Genomic DNA, 18147 nt, shown 5'->3' with positions numbered 1-18147 from the left:
AGGGAGCAGTTACCTGCTCTCTCCCTGTACTGACTTTAAGCCTTAGCTAAATGTCAGCAATGTAGCTTATGGTAGCCTAGTCCTGATCTAATTCGATGTTGATACCCAACGAACGAATTTCTTTCAACAATACGTTGAATGATTCAGGGATACCCGGTTCCATGCGATGATCACCATCAACTAAGTTTTTATACATCTTAGTACGACCGTTAACATCATCAGATTTAACCGTTAACATTTCTTGCAAGGTATAAGCAGCGCCGTATGCTTCTAGGGCCCACACTTCCATCTCACCAAAACGTTGACCACCAAACTGTGCTTTACCACCTAATGGTTGTTGCGTTACTAGGCTGTAAGAGCCAGTAGAACGTGCATGCATTTTGTCATCAACTAAATGGTTCAGTTTTAACATATACATGTAACCAACAGTTACCGGACGCTCAAATTCACGACCAGTACGGCCATCAGTAAGAGTGAATTGACCACTTTCAGGCATATCAGCAAGTTTAAATAAGTCTTTAATTTCTTTTTCACTAGCACCATCAAATACTGGCGTAGCAATAGGAAGACCTGCACGTAAGTTACCCGCTAAACGCATAATTTCATCATCAGAGAATGAATCAATATCTACGTTCTGACGAGATTCACCTAAGTCGTAAACTTCTTTCAAGAATCCACGTAACTTATGAACTTCTTGTTGAGCTTCCAACATGCGGTTGATTTTCTCACCGATACCACGGGCAGCCATACCTAAATGCGTTTCTAGGATCTGACCGATGTTCATACGTGATGGTACACCCAGTGGGTTAAGTACAACATCAACTGGCACACCGTGCTCATCGTAAGGCATATCTTCAACAGGTACTACGTTTGAAATAACACCTTTGTTACCATGACGACCGGCCATTTTATCACCTGGCTGGATACGACGTTTAACGGCTAGATAAACTTTAACGATTTTCAATACGCCTGGCGCTAAATCATCACCTTGAGTGATCTTGCGGCGCTTAACTTCATATTTCTTATCGAAGTCGGCTTTGATGTTGTCGTATTGTTCAGCGATTTGCTCAAGTTCTGACTGTTGACCTTCGTCGCTCAAGTTTTGAACTAACCACTTGTCACGTGACATGCTATTAAGATCAGATTCATTCAAACCAGATCCTAACAATAATTTTTTCGCACGAGCATAAATACCATCTTCTAAAATGCTGAACTCATCACCCAAGTCTTTCTTAACTTGTTTAAGTTGCATTTCTTCGATTTCAACAGCACGAGCATCTTTTTCTACACCGTCACGGGTGAAGATTTGCACGTCAATGATGGTACCTGATACTGAGTTAGGTACACGTAAAGAGCTGTCTTTAACGTCAGCTGCTTTTTCACCAAAGATAGCGCGTAAAAGTTTTTCTTCTGGCGTTAATTGTGTTTCACCTTTAGGAGTAACTTTACCCACTAAGATGTCGCCACCATTAACTTCAGCACCAATGTAAACAACACCGGCTTCATCTAATTTAGATAATGCAGATTCGCCAACATTTGGAATATCAGCAGTAATTTCTTCACTGCCAAGTTTAGTATCACGAGCGATACAGGTTAACTCTTGAATATGAATCGTAGTAAAACGATCTTCAGTAGCTACACGCTCAGATAACAACATTGAATCTTCGAAGTTGTAACCATTCCAAGGCATGAATGCAATACGCATGTTTTGACCAAGAGCCAGTTCACCCATATCGGTTGAAGGACCATCAGCTAATACATCACCACGAACTACAGGCTCAGCCATACGACACAATGGACGTTGGTTAATACAAGTATTTTGGTTTGAACGGGTGTATTTAGTTAAGTTATAAATATCAATACCAGCTTCACCAGCTACCATTTCATTTTCATTAACTTTAACGACGATACGTGACGCATCAACGTAATCAACAACACCACCACGTTTAGCAACAACAGTAACACCAGAGTCAACAGCAACAATTTTTTCCATACCCGTACCAACAAGTGGCTTATCCACTTTAAGGGTAGGTACAGCTTGACGTTGCATGTTCGAGCCCATCAAGGCACGGTTAGCATCATCGTGTTCTAGGAACGGGATCAATGACGCCGCTACAGATACGATTTGTTGTGGAGAAACATCCATATACTGAACTTGGTCAGCAGACATTAAGGTAAATTCGTTTTTATGACGACAAGCAACTAAACCGTCAACTAATTTACCATCAGCATCAACTTCAGCGGTAGTTTGTGCAATAACAAAGTTACCTTCTTCAATAGCAGAAAGGTAATCAATGTCATCGGTAATTAAACCGTCAACAATTTTACGATAAGGTGTTTCTAAGAAACCATAATCGTTAGTGCGCGCATAACATGAAAGCGAGTTGATCAAACCAATGTTTGGTCCCTCTGGCGTTTCAATTGGACATACACGACCATAATGCGTTGGATGAACATCACGTACTTCAAAACCAGCACGTTCACGTGTCAAACCACCTGGCCCAAGAGCAGAAATACGACGCTTATGCGTGACTTCTGATAACGGGTTGTTTTGATCCATAAATTGTGACAATTGAGATGAACCAAAGAATTCTTTAACGGCAGCAGAAATCGGCTTAGCGTTAATTAAATCTTGTGGCATGATCGCATCTAAGTCACCAAGACTTAAACGTTCACGAACAGCACGCTCAACACGAACTAAACCAACACGGAATTGATTTTCTGCCATTTCACCTACAGAACGGATACGACGGTTACCTAAGTGATCAATATCATCAACTTCACCTTTACCGTCACGAATGCCGATCAAAGTTTTCATTACTGAAATGATATCTTCTTTAGATAATACACCTGTACCTACATCATCAGCATTACCAACACGACGGTTGAACTTCATGCGACCAACAGTAGATAAGTCGTAACGCTCTAGAGCGAAGAACAAGTTATTAAATAGTGTGTCCGCTGCATCTTTTGTTGGCGGCTCACCAGGACGCATCATACGGTAAATTTCAACTAGCGCTTCTAAGCGGTTAGTTGAGTTATCTACACGTAAAGTGTCAGACATATATGAACCAACATCAAATTCGTTCATATATAAAGTAGCAAGTACTTTATGGCCTGCTTGACTTAATTCAGCTAGCATTTCTAAGGTGATTTCAGCATTCGCTTCAGCGATTACTTCACCAGTAGACTCATCGATATAAGCCTTAGAAAGTACTTTGCCTACGATATATTCAGCTGGTACGTCTAGCGTAGCCATTTTCTCTTTTGAAAGAGAACGAATATGACGCGCAGTAATTCGACGACCTTGCTCAACAAGTACATCGCCATTTGGTAACTTAATGTCGAAAGTAGCTGTTTCACCACGTAAGCGTTCTGGAATTAAATCCATGACTAACTTATCGCCTTTAATCTCGAAATTAGTCGTATCGTAGAAAATATCTAGAATTTCTTCAGTAGAGTATTCCAAGGCACGTAAAATGATCGAAGCAGGTAATTTACGTCGACGGTCAATACGAACGAATAAATTATCTTTTGGATCAAATTCGAAATCCAACCAAGAACCACGGTAAGGAATAACGCGAGCGTTATATAACACTTTACCAGAAGAGTGTGTTTTGCCTTTATCGTGATCGAAAAACACACCAGGAGAACGATGTAATTGAGAAACAATAACACGCTCTGTACCATTGATGACAAACGTACCGTTGTCAGTCATTAATGGTATTTCACCCATGTATACTTCTTGTTCTTTGATATCTTTTACTGTGCCTGCTGCTGCTTCTTTATCATAAACAACTAAACGCAATTTAACGCGTAATGGCGCAGAATAGGTTACACCGCGAATTTGACATTCTTTAACATCAAATAACGGCTCGCCTAAACGGTAGCTAACATATTGTAATTCTGAGCTACCAGAATAAGCTTTAATTGGAAAAATAGAATGAAACGCAGCCTCTAGGCCTGTTTCACCTGTTGGATCAATATCAATAAACTTACGGAAAGATTCGAGTTGGATTGATAACAAGAATGGATAATCCATTACTTGCACACTTTTACCAAAGTCCTTACGAATACGTTTCTTTTCAGAGTAAGAGTAAACCATGGGGTTCCTCAGCTTGCTGGTTATGGCCGAATCTGCCTTAAAATACCAATTGGATTTAAATAATGGCGCAAATTACCCTCAAGTAATCGGCAATTATCTAATCCAATTGGTATCAGGACAGGATATTGCAGTGATGCTTTTTACATCAAGCATCAAATAATGCACTGTTTTGGTTTAAAAAAAAACCACTTTCTTTAGCGCAAAAAGGCCGGTGACGTTTAAATCACCAGCCATTGCCTTTTCAGGCAAATAATCTGTTTAATAACAGACTATTTGATCTCAACAGAAGCACCTGCTTCTTCAAGAAGTTTCTTAAGCTCTTCTGCTTCAGCTTTTTCAACGCCTTCTTTGATCGCTTTAGGAGCTGATTCAACTAAGTCTTTAGCTTCTTTTAAGCCAAGACCTGTAGCGCCACGAACTGCTTTGATCACAGCAACTTTCTTCTCACCGAAGCTAGTCATTACTACGTCAAATTCAGTTTGCTCTTCAGCAGCTTCAGCAGCGCCACCAGCAACAGCAACAGCTGCAGCAGCAGATACGCCGAATTTTTCTTCCATTGCTTCAATAAGTGCAACAACGTCCATTACTGACATTTCAGCAACTGCGTTTAGGATATCGTCTTTAGAAATAGACATTTTAAATTTCCTGTTTTTTAGTAAACAGCCTTTGGCTGTTTGAAATAACTATAAATACAAAAAGTGCTAATTGTGCTCTGCGTATATTTAAGTAACAGCAGAGGTAAACAATTATTAAGCAGCTTCTTGCTCTTTCTGATCGCGTACTGCAGCAATTGTGCGGACAAGTTTGCCTGCAGATGCTTCTTTCATAGCGCTCATTAAACGTGCAATTGCTTCGTCGTAAGTTGGTAGCTTAGCTAACATGTTTACGTCTACTGCATTACCTTCAAATGCTGCTGCTTTTAATTCAAAAGCTTCGTTAGTTTTAGCGAAGTCTGTGAATAAGCGTGCTGCTGCACCTGGATGCTCGTTTGAAAATGCAATCAATGATGGACCAACTAATGTGTCAGTAACACATTCAAAGTCAGTACCTTGTAATGCACGACGTGCTAACGTGTTACGGATAACTTTCATCCATACGCCGTTTTCACGTGCTTGCTTACGTAATACAGTAATTGCTTCAACTGAAACACCGCGTGAATCCGCGACTACAGCTGATTGAGCGCCATTGGCAGCTTCTTGAACTTCAGCAACAATTGCTTTTTTGTCATCAAGATTGATAGCCATTGGCTTTACTCCTGGTTCACCGGCAATAAAAAACCGGTATTTACTATCCCTAAACAAATTAATATCTGCTTAGGCCGTTACGGCGAGGACCAGAATTAGGAAATACTGGGTAATCACCATCTACGTAGGAAAAATTAAGCTTTCAACGAAGAATCGTCTCAGCTCCTACGGTCTTTGACGGGGTTGTCTGAAGCAATTAAATTGCTAATGTACAGACAACACCTACCAAAATTTAAGGGGCGAAATTATAGTCTACAATTCCGCCCTTGTAAAGCATCGATTACCGACACCTTACAGAAAGTTATAGTGTCAAGCTAGCTTGGTTGACGACAACGCCGGCACCCATAGTAGTTGAAACAGAAACTTTCTTAATGTACTGACCTTTAGCATTAGCTGGTTTTGCTTTTTTAAGCGCTTCCAATAATGACTCAAGGTTTTCCTGCAATTTAGCACCGTCGAAATCAGCCTTACCAATAGTAGTATGGATGATACCGTTTTTGTCATTGCGGTAGCGAATTTGACCCGCTTTTGCGTTATTTACAGCCGTAACAACGTCAGGAGTTACTGTGCCAACTTTAGGATTAGGCATTAAACCACGAGGGCCTAAGATTTGACCTAGTTGACCAACAACACGCATAGCGTCTGGAGTAGCAATTACCACGTCAAAGTCCATGTTACCGGCTTTAACTTGTTCAGCTAAATCTTCCATACCTACGATGTCAGCACCAGCTTCTTTCGCTTTATCTGCGTTAACGCCTTGGGTAAATACAGCAACACGTACATCACGACCAGTACCGTTTGGAAGCACTGTTGCGCCACGTACGTTTTGATCAGATTTACGAGCGTCAATGCCAAGGTTTACAGCAACATCAACACTTTCACGGAAGTTAGCAGTAGCAAGTTCTTTAAGTAAAGTAATTGCTTCGCTGATGTCATATTCTTTTAATACGTCTACTTTTTCACGGATAAGACGAGCGCGTTTTGATAATTTAGCCATTGATTAGTCCTCTACCACTAAACCCATTGAACGAGCAGAGCCCGCAATGGTACGCACTGCAGCTTCCATTGAACCAGCAGTAAGATCTGATTCTTTTGTCTTAACGATTTCTTCAAGTTGTGCTGTAGTAACAGTACCAACTTTTTCAGTGTTAGGACGACCTGAACCACTCTTGATACCAGCAGCTTTTAATAATAAATAAGCAGCAGGTGGAGTTTTTGTTTCGAACGTAAAAGAGCGATCAGCATAAACAGTAATAACTACTGGAACTGGAGCGCCTTTCTCTAAAGAATCTGTTTTCGCGTTAAACGCTTTACAAAATTCCATGATGTTCACACCGTGTTGACCTAGTGCAGGACCAACTGGCGGTGACGGGTTTGCTGCGCCAGCAGCAACTTGTAGCTTGATTAAAGCTGTGACTTTTTTAGCCATGGTTTTAATACCTTTAGTTTGGGTGCAAACGCTGATAATTATAATCAGCTCCCCGTTAACGAAAATCGATTCTATCTCTATCAGATAAAATCGGCAGCGGATTATATATTATTCAAAGGCGCTAGTGCAAGATAAGATGCTTAATTTGTTCAAAAAAAGAACGAAGACATTAAGCTGATGGTCTAGGGAGTGAAGTTAGGTAGAAATATTCGAGCAGTTTAATGGCATGTAGTAAGTGGTGATTGAGTCACAAATTAATCTGACTCGCCATAAAGTTTAGCCATAAAAAAACCAGAGTTGTTACTCTGGTTTTTTTGTTGAATTTGGCTTTAGCCTTTTTCGACTTGACCAAATTCAAGATCAACAGGTGTTGAGCGACCAAAAATAAGCACAGAAACTTTGATTCGGTTTTTCTCGTAATCAAGTTCTTCAACCACACCGTTAAAATCAGCAAATGGCCCGTCAACAACACGTACCACTTCGCCTGGTTCAAATAATGTTTTAGGCTTCGGCTTATCAGTATCTTCAAGACGTTGTAAAATGCGATCAGCTTCTTTTTGCGTAATAGGAGCAGGACGATCACTGGTACCACCAATAAAGCCTAAGACACGTGGCACACTTTTAACTAAATGCCATGCTTCTTCATCCATCGCCATTTGTACTAAAACATAGCCAGGGAAGAATTTACGTGAGCTTTTACGTTTTTGTCCAGCACGCATTTCAATAACTTCTTCAGTCGGTACTAAAATCTGACCAAACTTGTCTTGTAAGCTATGAATTTCAATATGTTCGGCTAAGGTTTTCTGCACGCGACCTTCATAACCTGAAAATGCTTGGACAACATACCAACGCAAATGTGATTTGTCAGTTTCTTCAAGCGCTTCTGTATTTACTATTTCTTCAGTCATGATATTACCTTTAACCTACTTTTAAACCGGTGATCAATCCCACTACCCAAAATAGAACTGAATCTAATCCCCATAGCAGTAAAGACATAATTAATGTTGCGACTAAAACGATACCAGTTGTTTGCACCGCTTCTTGACGCGTTGGCCAAACCACCTTACGTACTTCAGTGCGTGATTCTTTAGCAAATGCTACAGCAGTACGGCCTTTAACTGTTTGCATAGCAACAAGCCCTGCAATAACAATAGCAGCAATAACTGCCAAGGCGCGAACAAGAATAGATTGTTCAGCGAACATGTAATTACCGACAACAGCGCCAGCTAAAAGCAAAACAATTACGCTCCACTTTAAGAAATCAAATGAACCACTTGGCTCAGTTTCAGTATTTGCATTCATATCTACTACCTGTAATTACGTGTCTAAACTAAGACAAAACAACCCCAATATAATCGAGGTTAAAATCTAAAGCCCCTATAATTTAACTTATAAGCACTTTACTAAAAATGGCAGGGGTAGAGAGATTCGAACTCCCAACCGTCGGTTTTGGAGACCGCTGTTCTACCAATTGGAACTATACCCCTTTAAATTGTACTTACACTTGCCGAGTGGTTCTTAGTTGTTTGGGAAAATTAAGAGATACTCAGAAGTGAAGCGCTATTATACTGAGCAAAAGATTTTACTCAAGGGAAATTTACAAGATAATCTTTAGCCATTAAGGTGGATGAACTATATGGCACTAAAATATTTGCCCACAGTAGGGGAAAATAACAACATTAACTTACCTTTAAGGAAATTAATGTTGTTAAAGCACTTTAATAACAAGCATTGAAGGAGTTATTACTGATAATTTATACTGGCAGATACACCCCAAGAAAAAAGTTTAATTCAGGGTTTTGAATTTATCTGCTATCACTAAAACACCTACCGTAATGATACGCTGCGCCACCATATCACGAACATAGAGTTCTACATCGCCCAACTCAACGACCGCATCAATATGCGGTAAGGTATTAAGCGTCGACCTTATCACTTGTTCTAGGGTATCTTGTGCCGCACCAAAAATATCAATATTATAAGAACGTGCTATATCTGCAATTTTAGTATTGCCCTTAAGTCTAAGCTCTTGAGTTGACAACTCATTTCTTTCGCCATAGGTTGCTCCTGAGAACACGCAATCAACAAATATCCTAGTATGCGGTTTAAGTACAATAAATAACTGATCTTCAGCTTGTAACAGAGTCGAGCCACGCGGTGCGATAACATTATTGTCACGAGAAATCATCGCCATCACTGTGCTTTCAGGCAATGCTAATTGCGATAAACGCCAACCAACGGCACGTGAGGTTTTTCCTAAGGTATATTCAACAATATCGGCGTCAACATCGCCTAAAGCAGTAATTTCTAAGGTAGCTGCCGGCGTCACTGGTGGTGGTAAAGTCAGTTTCAATTTTCTCGCCATCCAAGCTAAACTAGAGCCTTGTAAAGTTGCTGAAATCAACACGACAAAAAATACCACATTGAAAATAAGATCTGCACCAGGTAAGCCAAAAATTAATGGAAATATTGCCAATATGATCGGCACTGAGCCGCGCAAACCAATCCATGAAACTAAGGTAATTTCACGAAGATTAAAACCAAACACAGCTAAAATAGGTATCACCGCAATAGGTCTAGCGATAAAAATCAAGACGAAGGCTATCATCAACCCTTCAAGCCAAACATCAAATAAGGATGTTGGTGTGATCAATAATCCCAATACCACGAACATGGTTATTTGACTTAACCACGCTAAACCATCATGGAACAAGAAGGTACTGCGCTGAAAAACAAATCGGCTGTTACCTATTACCACACCAGTAATAAAAACAGCTAAAAAGCCACTGCCGCCAATGTTCGCAGTTATACCAAAAGACAGTAAACCACAAGCGGCCACTAACACTGGATATAATCCTGCCGCGGATAATTGGATCTTATTGATTAATCGCACAGACATCCAGCCTACCGCTAAACCAACAGCAGCCCCCAACCCCATCTGTGATAAAAACATCACTAATAAGCCGGTGCCTGGCTTCATTCCATTAACTAAAATCTCTAATAAACCCACGGTTAAAAATATTGCCATCGGGTCATTTGACGCACTTTCAATTTCTAAAGTTGCTTTCAGCTTTTTATTTAAGTGAATGCCAGCATTTCGCAATAACGAAAATACCGCAGCGGCGTCTGTCGAACCAACAATAGCACCTAACAGCAAGCCTTGTAGCAAGGGGATTTCTAAAATGTAAGCTGCTGCAACACCGGTAAGTGCCCCAGTAATTAAAACCCCTAACGTTGCTAGGGCCGACGCGGGCTTCCAAACTTGTTTAATCGCCTTAATAGGCGTTTGTAAACCGCCATCAAATAAGATAAGTGCTAATGCTAACGTGCCTAGTGAGTGGGCAGCTTCTGCATTATCGAAAAAGATGCCGCCGGGGCCATCTTCACCTGCCAGCATACCTACGATCAAAAATAGTACCAGTACGGGCAACCCCAAACGAGCCGATAATTGACTCGAAATAATACCGAGTAATATCAGTACAGCGGTCAACAATATTATTTGGTCAATAAAAAACATCTCGGACTCCCTTAACTAGTAATAGACAACTTAGCCTATGATTAAAAAGTTTAAAATCACTTAAAAAACAAAACTTATACCAATTTAAAAACCGCTGGTAGGCGCTGAGAGAGAACAAACTTAATAGGTTTGGTATTATACTCGTCACTGAGCTAAGTCCTTTACTAAAATTATTGCTAACTATTGGTTAAAGATTTGGGTAAATATTGCCATTTCAAGAGCAGACTTTGGGACCTAATTTAGCAAATATTACGCATATATAGTATTTTTATTCTCGTTTTTCATTTTAATGCTATTAATTTTGTATGAAATTAAATCAATAAATACAGTCTAATAGAAAAGGTTTGCTGAGGAGTTAGTCATAAAATGGAGGTGAAGTAGGATACTTTTTGATCTTACAACACCAGCACCAACAGTACGACTCTCAGCTGCGCACCAGAGCTGCTTGCGAAAATCACTAAAAATAGTCCATTGGGACTATTTTATTAACGTATTTCCTCATCACGGATAAACCCATGAAGCTAGTCGTACTGAAAACAAAAAAGACGCCGAAGCGTCTTTTTAAGGTTTGGTGTCTAAAAATGATTAAGCAATAATTTTAGATACAACACCAGCACCAACAGTACGACCACCTTCACGAATCGCGAAGCGTAAACCTTCGTCCATCGCTACTGGGTTGATAAGCTCTACAACAAACTTCAAGTTGTCGCCTGGCATTACCATTTCAACACCTTCAGGAAGCTCTACAGCACCTGTGATATCTGTTGTACGGAAGTAAAACTGTGGACGGTATCCTTTGAAGAATGGCGTATGACGACCACCTTCATCTTTCGATAACACGTATACTTCTGATTCGAATTTAGTGTGAGGTAAGATTGAACCTGGTTGACATAATACTTGACCACGTTCTACATCTTCACGCTTAAGACCACGTAGAAGAACACCACAGTTCTCGCCAGCACGACCTTCGTCAAGAAGCTTACGGAACATTTCAACACCTGTACAAGTTGATTTTTGTGTATCACGGATACCAACAACTTCTACTTCATCACCCACTTTAACAATACCGCGTTCAACACGACCTGTTACAACGGTACCACGACCTGAAATTGAGAATACATCTTCGATAGGCATGATGAATGCACCGTCGATTGCACGCTCTGGCTCTGGAATGTAAGTATCAAGTGCATCAGCAAGTTCGATTACTTTAGCTTCCCACTTCTCTTCACCTTGAAGTGCGCCTAAAGCTGAACCTTGAATTACGGGTAAGTCATCACCTGGGAATTCGTATTCTGAAAGAAGTTCACGAACTTCCATTTCTACTAATTCTAGTAATTCTTCGTCATCTACCATGTCACATTTGTTCATGAATACGATGATGAAAGGTACGCCAACTTGACGTGATAACAAGATGTGCTCACGTGTTTGTGGCATAGGACCATCTGTAGCAGCAACTACTAAGATAGCGCCATCCATTTGTGCTGCACCCGTGATCATGTTTTTGATGTAATCAGCATGGCCAGGACAATCTACGTGTGCGTAGTGACGGATTTCTGTATCGTATTCGATGTGAGAAGTATTGATTGTAATACCACGCTCACGCTCTTCAGGAGCATTATCGATTTGTGCGAAGTCTTTAACTTCACCACCATGAACTTTAGTTAATACCGCAGAGATAGCGGCTGTTAAAGTTGTTTTACCGTGATCAACGTGGCCAATTGTACCTACGTTAACATGTGGTTTATTACGTTCAAATTTTGCTTTAGCCATCTTAAAATACCTCTGGGTACATTAAATAAATTAATTTATAGTGTTAAACATTGATTAATCTATAGAAGGTCTAAAGAAGTGGTGCTGATAGGCAGATTCGAACTGCCGACCTCACCCTTACCAAGGGTGCGCTCTACCAACTGAGCCATATCAGCATTTCTCTATAAAGACTGGAGCGGGTGGCGGGAATCGAACCCGCTTCATCAGCTTGGAAGGCTGAGGTAATAGCCAGTATACGACACCCGCTAAATTCTATCAGATTATCTCTGTTAAAATGGTGGAGGGAGGTGGATTCGAACCACCGAAGGCTGAGCCGTCAGATTTACAGTCTGATCCCTTTGGCCACTCGGGAACCCCTCCAAATTTCAATATTCACATTACAAGTAATGTATTAATGGTGCCGACTGCCGGAATCGAACTGGCGACCTACTGATTACAAGTCAGTTGCTCTACCAACTGAGCTAAGTCGGCACTACATTAAGTGGTGCGAATTCTAGAGTAATGTTTTCTAGCTTGCAACAGGAAAATGCAAAAAAAAAGCATGTTTTTATGTGTTTGATGGTTTTTTACTCACAAACATGGTTATTTAACTATGATCGCCGATGCTAAAGTGCCTTAAAACAGCTTAAACCATAAAAAATCAACTTAGGCTCTAATTGAAAGTTATCAACAATTAACTTAGCAAGCTCTTCACCGTTGCCACCTGTTAGTAATATTTCATCAAGGTTTAGCAGACTATTTGCTTGAATAATTGCTTCTTTAACAGCCCCTACGGTCATTGCCCAGCTACCATGATTTAAACAAGTAGAACTATCGATACCAAAGGCCAGATTTGCATGCGCACTTGGTGTAGCAATAATTTTTTGCGTGCGCGTTAGTAAACTATTAAACATAGTCTGCACACCTGGCATAATCCAACCACCACAATGCTGACCACTACTCGCCAGCAAATCAACCGTAGTCGCAGTACCAGCATCAATAATAAGCAGGTTACGGTTAGGATAAAGTAACTTTGCTCCTATCATCGCCAACCAACGATCAACACCTAAACGTTCAGGCTGTTGATATGACGATATAACACCAAAAGCTGTTGCTTGGCTCTGTGCATGTACAAAGGCAATATTGTTAAAAGATGCCCAGCTTTTAATGGCATCGTGAATATCATCACCATGGACATTGGCCAGTACCACTTGTTTTACATGTGAAAATTCACCTTGTGACAATTGCGCTAAAAAGTGCTGATAATCAAGGTATACGATCTCAGAAAGTGCTAGACCACTCGTTTGAAGCACATACTTAACTTGCGTGTTGCCAACATCGATTAACAATCTCATAAACCGGCCCTTAGACTCACTTCACCACCATAAACAGGACCTACTTGGCCATTAACTTCTAGCATCAAAGCACCTTGGGTATTAATACCACGAGATATCCCACGAGTGATTTTTTCGCCGGTGATCAAAGCAACAGGCTTATTGATATAAAAGTCTTGCCCTTGCCATTCTTTCACCATGGTATTGATGCCCGTCTCACTGTGCACTTTTAGCCGTTTAAGTAATGCTGAAATAATATGTGCAGCTAACAGATTACGATCAATTTCTACATCAATAGCATTTGATAAATCAGTCCATGGTTGGTCAACTAATTCAGCACTTCTTTCTGGCATATTAATATTTAAACCAATACCAATAACACAATGACAAGGCTCCATCGTTTGCCCTTCAAGGTCAATCAAAATACCGGCCAGCTTAACACCATTAAAATAAATATCATTTGGCCATTTTAATTCTACGTCAACTTGATATAAGGTTTTAATTGCATCGCTAACCGCAAGTGCTGCCACGACACTGAGTCCCATCGCCGCAGACATGCCTTGTTCTAAATACCAATACATCGACATATAAATATGAGAGCCAAAAGGCGAAATCCATTGTCGTCCCCTTCGCCCCCTGCCCGCGCTTTGATATTCGGCTATACACACTTGGCCGACAGTATTTTGATTAGGTAAACGCCGCATTAAATAACTATTGGTCGAGTCGATTAGGTTATGCACTTCCACTTTAGTGTTAGCATCGAGTACCTGTAACTGTGCAACGATTTGGCTTTCATCGAGCAACTCAATAGGCTGAGCTAATCGATAACCTTTTCCTGTGACACTAAAAATATCAAAACCCATTTCTTGCAAAACAGCAATATGCTTTGATATCGCTGCTCGGCTAACGCCCAACTCTTCTCCGAGCATTTGTCCCGAGAGAAAATCGCCTTTGACTAGTTTTTTAATCAGTTGCTCACGAATGGCTTTCATTTCTGACTTCCTAGGCAGGCGATATCGTTCAGCTCATCACCGCCAATAAACCTAACTTCAGGGTCTAGATGAACATTAAATTTAGCTTGTACTTTCTCTTGAATAAAACGCGCAAAAGCAACGATTTCTTGACCTGATTTGCCCTGATAATTAATCAGCACTAAGGCTTGTTTCTCATGGATACCGATCCCTGCTTCACGAAAACCCTTCAGACCCGCTTGCTCAATTAGCCATCCCGCAGCTAATTTCATCTCGCCATTGGCTTGTTTATAGAACGGTATGGTTGGATATTTTTCTTGTAAGATAGCAAAAAAATCAACACTGACTAGTGGATTCTTAAAAAAACTCCCAGCGTTAGGTAACTGCTTTGGCTCAGGTAATTTTGCCTGACGTAATTGCATCACTTTTGCCATGATAGCCTGTGGAGTTATCGGTAAATCAATTTCACTAAGTCCTTGGTAGCTATTGACCGCCTGCCAAGCTTTTGGTAAAGAAAAATGCACATGAGTTATAATACCCTTACCGCTTAAGGCTTGTTTAAATATGCTGTTGCGATAAGCAAATTGACAATCGGCTTTGCTAAAATCTATCAATGCTTTTGATGCAAAATCAAACCAAGTAATACGTTCAATAAAATCACCAACCTCGACACCATAAGCACCAATATTTTGTACCGGGGCTGCACCGACACTGCCAGGGATCAAAGCTAAATTTTCTAAGCCGTAGATACCGTTATTAACACAAAATAAGACCAAGTCATGCCAATTTTCGGCGCAAGCGGCACTGATCTGAAAACACTCATCACTTTCAGTAACCTCGATTCCAACTAAACTTGGCTTTATAATAATAGGGGCATTTTTCTGACAGAATAAAGTATTGCTACCTTCACCAAGGATGTAGGATTTAGCCACCTTACTCTGAGGAAGTTCTGACAGTTCTTCGAGCTTAGTAGGAAAAAATATTTCCGGCGTAATCGCTGAAACATTTAAACTATTTAGTGCTTTTAAAGAGAAATTAGTGCGTATTTTCATAACAGAGACAGTAAAAGGTTTGCCTTATTGTACGCAAAAATTACTACAGCATAAACAACGTTAGGTTTAGTTAACCACGTTTTCTTGCGGCAAGCTTAATAATATTACTACGTTCAGTATAATATTTATTTTGGTATTTATCGGTATCAATGTTTTCACTGTGATTAATCACCACACCTTCTATCGGTGCATTAACCTGCTTTAACATTCTCAGACCAGATGATATTTGCTCTCGCTTGGTTTTGTTGCCATGCACAATATAGAGCACGCTATCAACTAATTTAGAGATAATAACCGCGTCACTGACCGCATGTACTGGTGGTGTTTCAATAATGATACGGTCATAAAAATTACCAAATACTTTAATCAACATACTAAAGCGCTTCATCGACAGAAAGGCAAGTGGATTAGCCGGAGAAACTCCAGAGGTTAAAATATCTAATTTGACGCTTTTATCGCGAATAATACATTCATTAATTTGATGAGTTTTAGCTAATAAATTTGAAAGCCCTGGCCGATGTTGGTTCAAATTCATATTTTTGGCAATGGTTGGGTGGCGCATATCCGCTTCAATCAGTAGTACCTTTTCCATCTCACTAAAAGAGCGCGCTAAATGCAGTGCGACAGTAGATTTGCCTTCATTGGGTACTGACGAAGTTATCGCAATTATTTTAGGGGGTATTTTTTCGCTGTTAAATAACAGTGCGGTTCGTAACGTGCGTATTGCTTCAGTAAAGCGATTATCTGTACTGTAGACATCTTCTTTTCGTTGATTTGTGCTCGCCTTAATTCTAGGTAAAACAGCGAGAATAGCCGCCTCGTGAAAATTATCCAGCTTACGGCGAGAATTAAGCGTATCCACCAAAAGTTCACGCATAATAATAATAATGGAAATAAACGCTATAGCGAGCATAAATGTGATCACTATCACCAAGACTTTATTCGGCGCAAACTGACTTTTAGGTATGATCGCCTTATCAATAAAACGCACATAAAAATTGGCTTTATAGTTACCCATAGCATCGGCCTCTTTTAAGCGCACTAAGTAATTATTATAAAGTTCTTTATTGGTATCAACTTCACGCGTTAACTGGGAAAATTTGTTTTGTAAGCGACTTAAGCGTAAATAGTCTTTTTTAGCAATAGCCAGTCGTTGCTTGGTACCATTAGCTCTTTCAATGGCACTAAAATATTCTTTTTCAATTGAAGTAACAATATCGTAAACCTGTTGTGTAATACGATTTTTTAACGACATTAGCTCAGCGTTAACGGCAATTTTTTTCGGATGTTTAGGACCATAACGCTGTGACAGTTCAAAAGACTTACGTGCAACTTTCTCTTCGGCGCGACGTAACTGCAGCAAAGTCGCGTGATTACTGATTTCATACAGTTCACTTAATTTGGCAATATCACCATCATACTTTTTCAGGCTTTGATAGGAAATGGCCAGATCATCGGCTAATTTATCAGCCCTAAGTGTCTCAGAAGTAAGCTGCGTTAGTTCCGCTGCAACTAAACCGACAACCCCATCTATATCGACAATCCCCTCAGCTTCTCGATAAGTTTGTAACGATAACTCTGATACTTGCAATTTTTTTCCTAGCTCTTCAAGTTGATCAACCAACCACTGAGAGGTAGTTTCTTTTGAGGCACTATGAATTTCATCTTGATACTGCAGATAAGTGATACCGACTTGATTGGCGACTTGCTGCGATAACTCAGCAGAAAATGATGCATAAGATATTTTTACCAACTCAGTACCTAAAATAGGCACAATGGATAACTGTTTTTGAAACTGAGCAACAATATCGCTGGCCGATGGCACGGAATCACGCGCGCCGATTTTTTCTAGTATCGCCAGCTTGCTATTATACTTTCCGCTACTAAACTCTCGATGTTGAACCAAATTAAGTTGTCTTATTACCCGCTCGGCAAACTTACGCGAACGCAATAATTCGAACTGTGTTTGAATTTGTTCTTTACTGGCGTTTGATTCATTAAAAGCGTCATTAATAGATAAAGTATTAGCAGGTTTATTACTGCCAATCTGTAAAATTGCTGTCGCCCGATATGAGGGTTTAAGTAAGGAAAGATAGCAGGCAACAAAAAAAGTGAGCACCAGTGTAAAAAATAAAATTTTCCAACGACCGGTCCAAAGCGGCGTTAAAATCTCTTTTAACTCAACTTCTTCATTCGTTGATATTAAGCTTTCACTTTCTTGTATTTTCAAAAAAAACTTTGCTCGATTTTTATGATGTCGTCTGGCAATATTGCACTGGCGACATTGGCTTCAAATACCATTTTTTTTCCGTCAACTAGCCGAGTGATATACCACGATGACTTTGATGCTCGTGCAGCTAACCCGCCAGCAATGGCAATAGCTTTGTCTAAGGTTAAATCTTCCTGAAAGGGGTAACCGCCTGGGCGCTTTACTTGTCCATGAATAAAAAAAGGTCTGTACATCACGATAGAAACCGTCACTTGTGGCTCAATTAAGTAATCGCCACGTAAGCCGTTTGCTATTGTGTTTTCTAACTCTTTTACCGTTAAAGCCACAACGGTTATATCAGATAAAAACGGAAAAGAAATAACCCCTGATTTATCAATTTTAATTTTGCTGGTGAGATCGGCCTCTCCATAGACCATTATTTGGATCTGATCACCCGCTCCTAATTGATAATTACTGGCTGCTGCTTGGCCAAAAAATAACAACAAAGAAAGTATCAAAAATCGCATGTTAGTTATC

Annotated in this window: 14 protein-coding genes and 5 tRNA genes; all 19 read right to left on the bottom strand. The window is 40.1% G+C overall.

Annotated features, from left to right (window positions below):
- Positions 1-76: 76 nt before the first annotated feature.
- Positions 77-4105, bottom strand: coding sequence for a DNA-directed RNA polymerase subunit beta (gene rpoB / locus FGD67_RS12830; RefSeq protein WP_257171542.1), 4029 nt, complete (start codon positions 4103-4105; stop codon positions 77-79).
- A gap of 269 nt (positions 4106-4374) precedes the next feature.
- Positions 4375-4740 carry a 50S ribosomal protein L7/L12 gene (gene rplL / locus FGD67_RS12825; protein WP_257171541.1) on the bottom strand — a complete coding sequence of 122 codons (366 nt, stop codon included), beginning with the start codon at positions 4738-4740 and terminating at the stop codon, positions 4375-4377.
- 114 nt (positions 4741-4854) lie between these two features.
- Positions 4855-5349: a 50S ribosomal protein L10 gene (gene rplJ / locus FGD67_RS12820; protein WP_257171540.1), complete on the bottom strand. Its 495-nt coding sequence runs from the start codon at positions 5347-5349 to the stop codon at positions 4855-4857.
- Between the two features lie 301 nt (positions 5350-5650).
- Entirely contained in the window at positions 5651-6346 is a 696-nt protein-coding gene (gene rplA / locus FGD67_RS12815; RefSeq protein ID WP_257171539.1) for a 50S ribosomal protein L1, read from the bottom strand.
- Positions 6347-6349: 3 nt separating this feature from the next.
- Positions 6350-6778, bottom strand: a complete 429-nt coding sequence (rplK, locus tag FGD67_RS12810) for a 50S ribosomal protein L11 (RefSeq protein ID WP_077288466.1) — start codon at positions 6776-6778, stop codon at positions 6350-6352.
- A 329-nt stretch (positions 6779-7107) separates the two neighbouring features.
- The gene (nusG, locus tag FGD67_RS12805; protein ID WP_257171538.1) at positions 7108-7686 is read right to left on the bottom strand and encodes a transcription termination/antitermination protein NusG; all 579 of its coding nucleotides are present in this window, start codon (positions 7684-7686) and stop codon (positions 7108-7110) included.
- A 10-nt stretch (positions 7687-7696) separates the two neighbouring features.
- Positions 7697-8080: a preprotein translocase subunit SecE gene (gene secE, locus FGD67_RS12800; RefSeq protein ID WP_257171537.1), complete on the bottom strand. Its 384-nt coding sequence runs from the start codon at positions 8078-8080 to the stop codon at positions 7697-7699.
- 108 nt (positions 8081-8188) lie between these two features.
- A tRNA-Trp gene (locus tag FGD67_RS12795) sits at positions 8189-8265 on the bottom strand.
- Between the two features lie 299 nt (positions 8266-8564).
- Positions 8565-10295: a potassium/proton antiporter gene (locus FGD67_RS12790; protein ID WP_257171536.1), complete on the bottom strand. Its 1731-nt coding sequence runs from the start codon at positions 10293-10295 to the stop codon at positions 8565-8567.
- A gap of 585 nt (positions 10296-10880) precedes the next feature.
- Complete coding sequence (gene tuf, locus FGD67_RS12785) at positions 10881-12065, bottom strand: elongation factor Tu (protein WP_126667293.1); 1185 nt, start codon at positions 12063-12065, stop codon at positions 10881-10883.
- 79 nt (positions 12066-12144) lie between these two features.
- Positions 12145-12220 (bottom strand) — tRNA-Thr (locus FGD67_RS12780).
- Positions 12221-12236: 16 nt separating this feature from the next.
- Positions 12237-12311: transfer RNA gene (locus FGD67_RS12775), tRNA-Gly, on the bottom strand.
- Positions 12312-12340: 29 nt separating this feature from the next.
- Positions 12341-12425: transfer RNA gene (locus tag FGD67_RS12770), tRNA-Tyr, on the bottom strand.
- A 35-nt stretch (positions 12426-12460) separates the two neighbouring features.
- Positions 12461-12536 (bottom strand) — tRNA-Thr (locus FGD67_RS12765).
- A 134-nt stretch (positions 12537-12670) separates the two neighbouring features.
- Positions 12671-13399, bottom strand: a complete 729-nt coding sequence (locus tag FGD67_RS12760) for a type III pantothenate kinase (protein WP_257171535.1) — start codon at positions 13397-13399, stop codon at positions 12671-12673.
- A complete protein-coding gene (birA, locus tag FGD67_RS12755; protein ID WP_257171534.1) occupies positions 13396-14370 on the bottom strand; it encodes a bifunctional biotin--[acetyl-CoA-carboxylase] ligase/biotin operon repressor BirA in 975 nt (324 codons plus the stop codon). The genes FGD67_RS12760 and birA overlap by 4 nt, the downstream gene beginning before the upstream one ends.
- Positions 14367-15401 (bottom strand): UDP-N-acetylmuramate dehydrogenase, encoded by a 1035-nt coding sequence (gene murB, locus FGD67_RS12750; protein ID WP_257171533.1) that lies wholly within the window; start codon positions 15399-15401, stop codon positions 14367-14369. The genes birA and murB overlap by 4 nt, the downstream gene beginning before the upstream one ends.
- A gap of 70 nt (positions 15402-15471) precedes the next feature.
- On the bottom strand, positions 15472-17631 hold the full coding sequence (locus tag FGD67_RS12745; RefSeq protein ID WP_257171532.1) for a polysaccharide biosynthesis tyrosine autokinase: 2160 nt from the start codon (positions 17629-17631) through the stop codon (positions 15472-15474).
- Positions 17628-18137 carry a polysaccharide biosynthesis/export family protein gene (locus tag FGD67_RS12740; protein ID WP_257171531.1) on the bottom strand — a complete coding sequence of 170 codons (510 nt, stop codon included), beginning with the start codon at positions 18135-18137 and terminating at the stop codon, positions 17628-17630. The genes FGD67_RS12745 and FGD67_RS12740 overlap by 4 nt, the downstream gene beginning before the upstream one ends.
- Between the last annotated feature and the right edge of the window lie 10 nt (positions 18138-18147).

The organism is Colwellia sp. M166 (assembly GCF_024585285.1).
In the GTDB taxonomy this organism is placed as follows: Bacteria; Pseudomonadota; Gammaproteobacteria; order Enterobacterales; family Alteromonadaceae; genus Cognaticolwellia.
The sequence above is the reverse complement of the archived record's forward strand: the minus strand, read 5'-3'. Positions and strand labels throughout refer to the sequence as shown.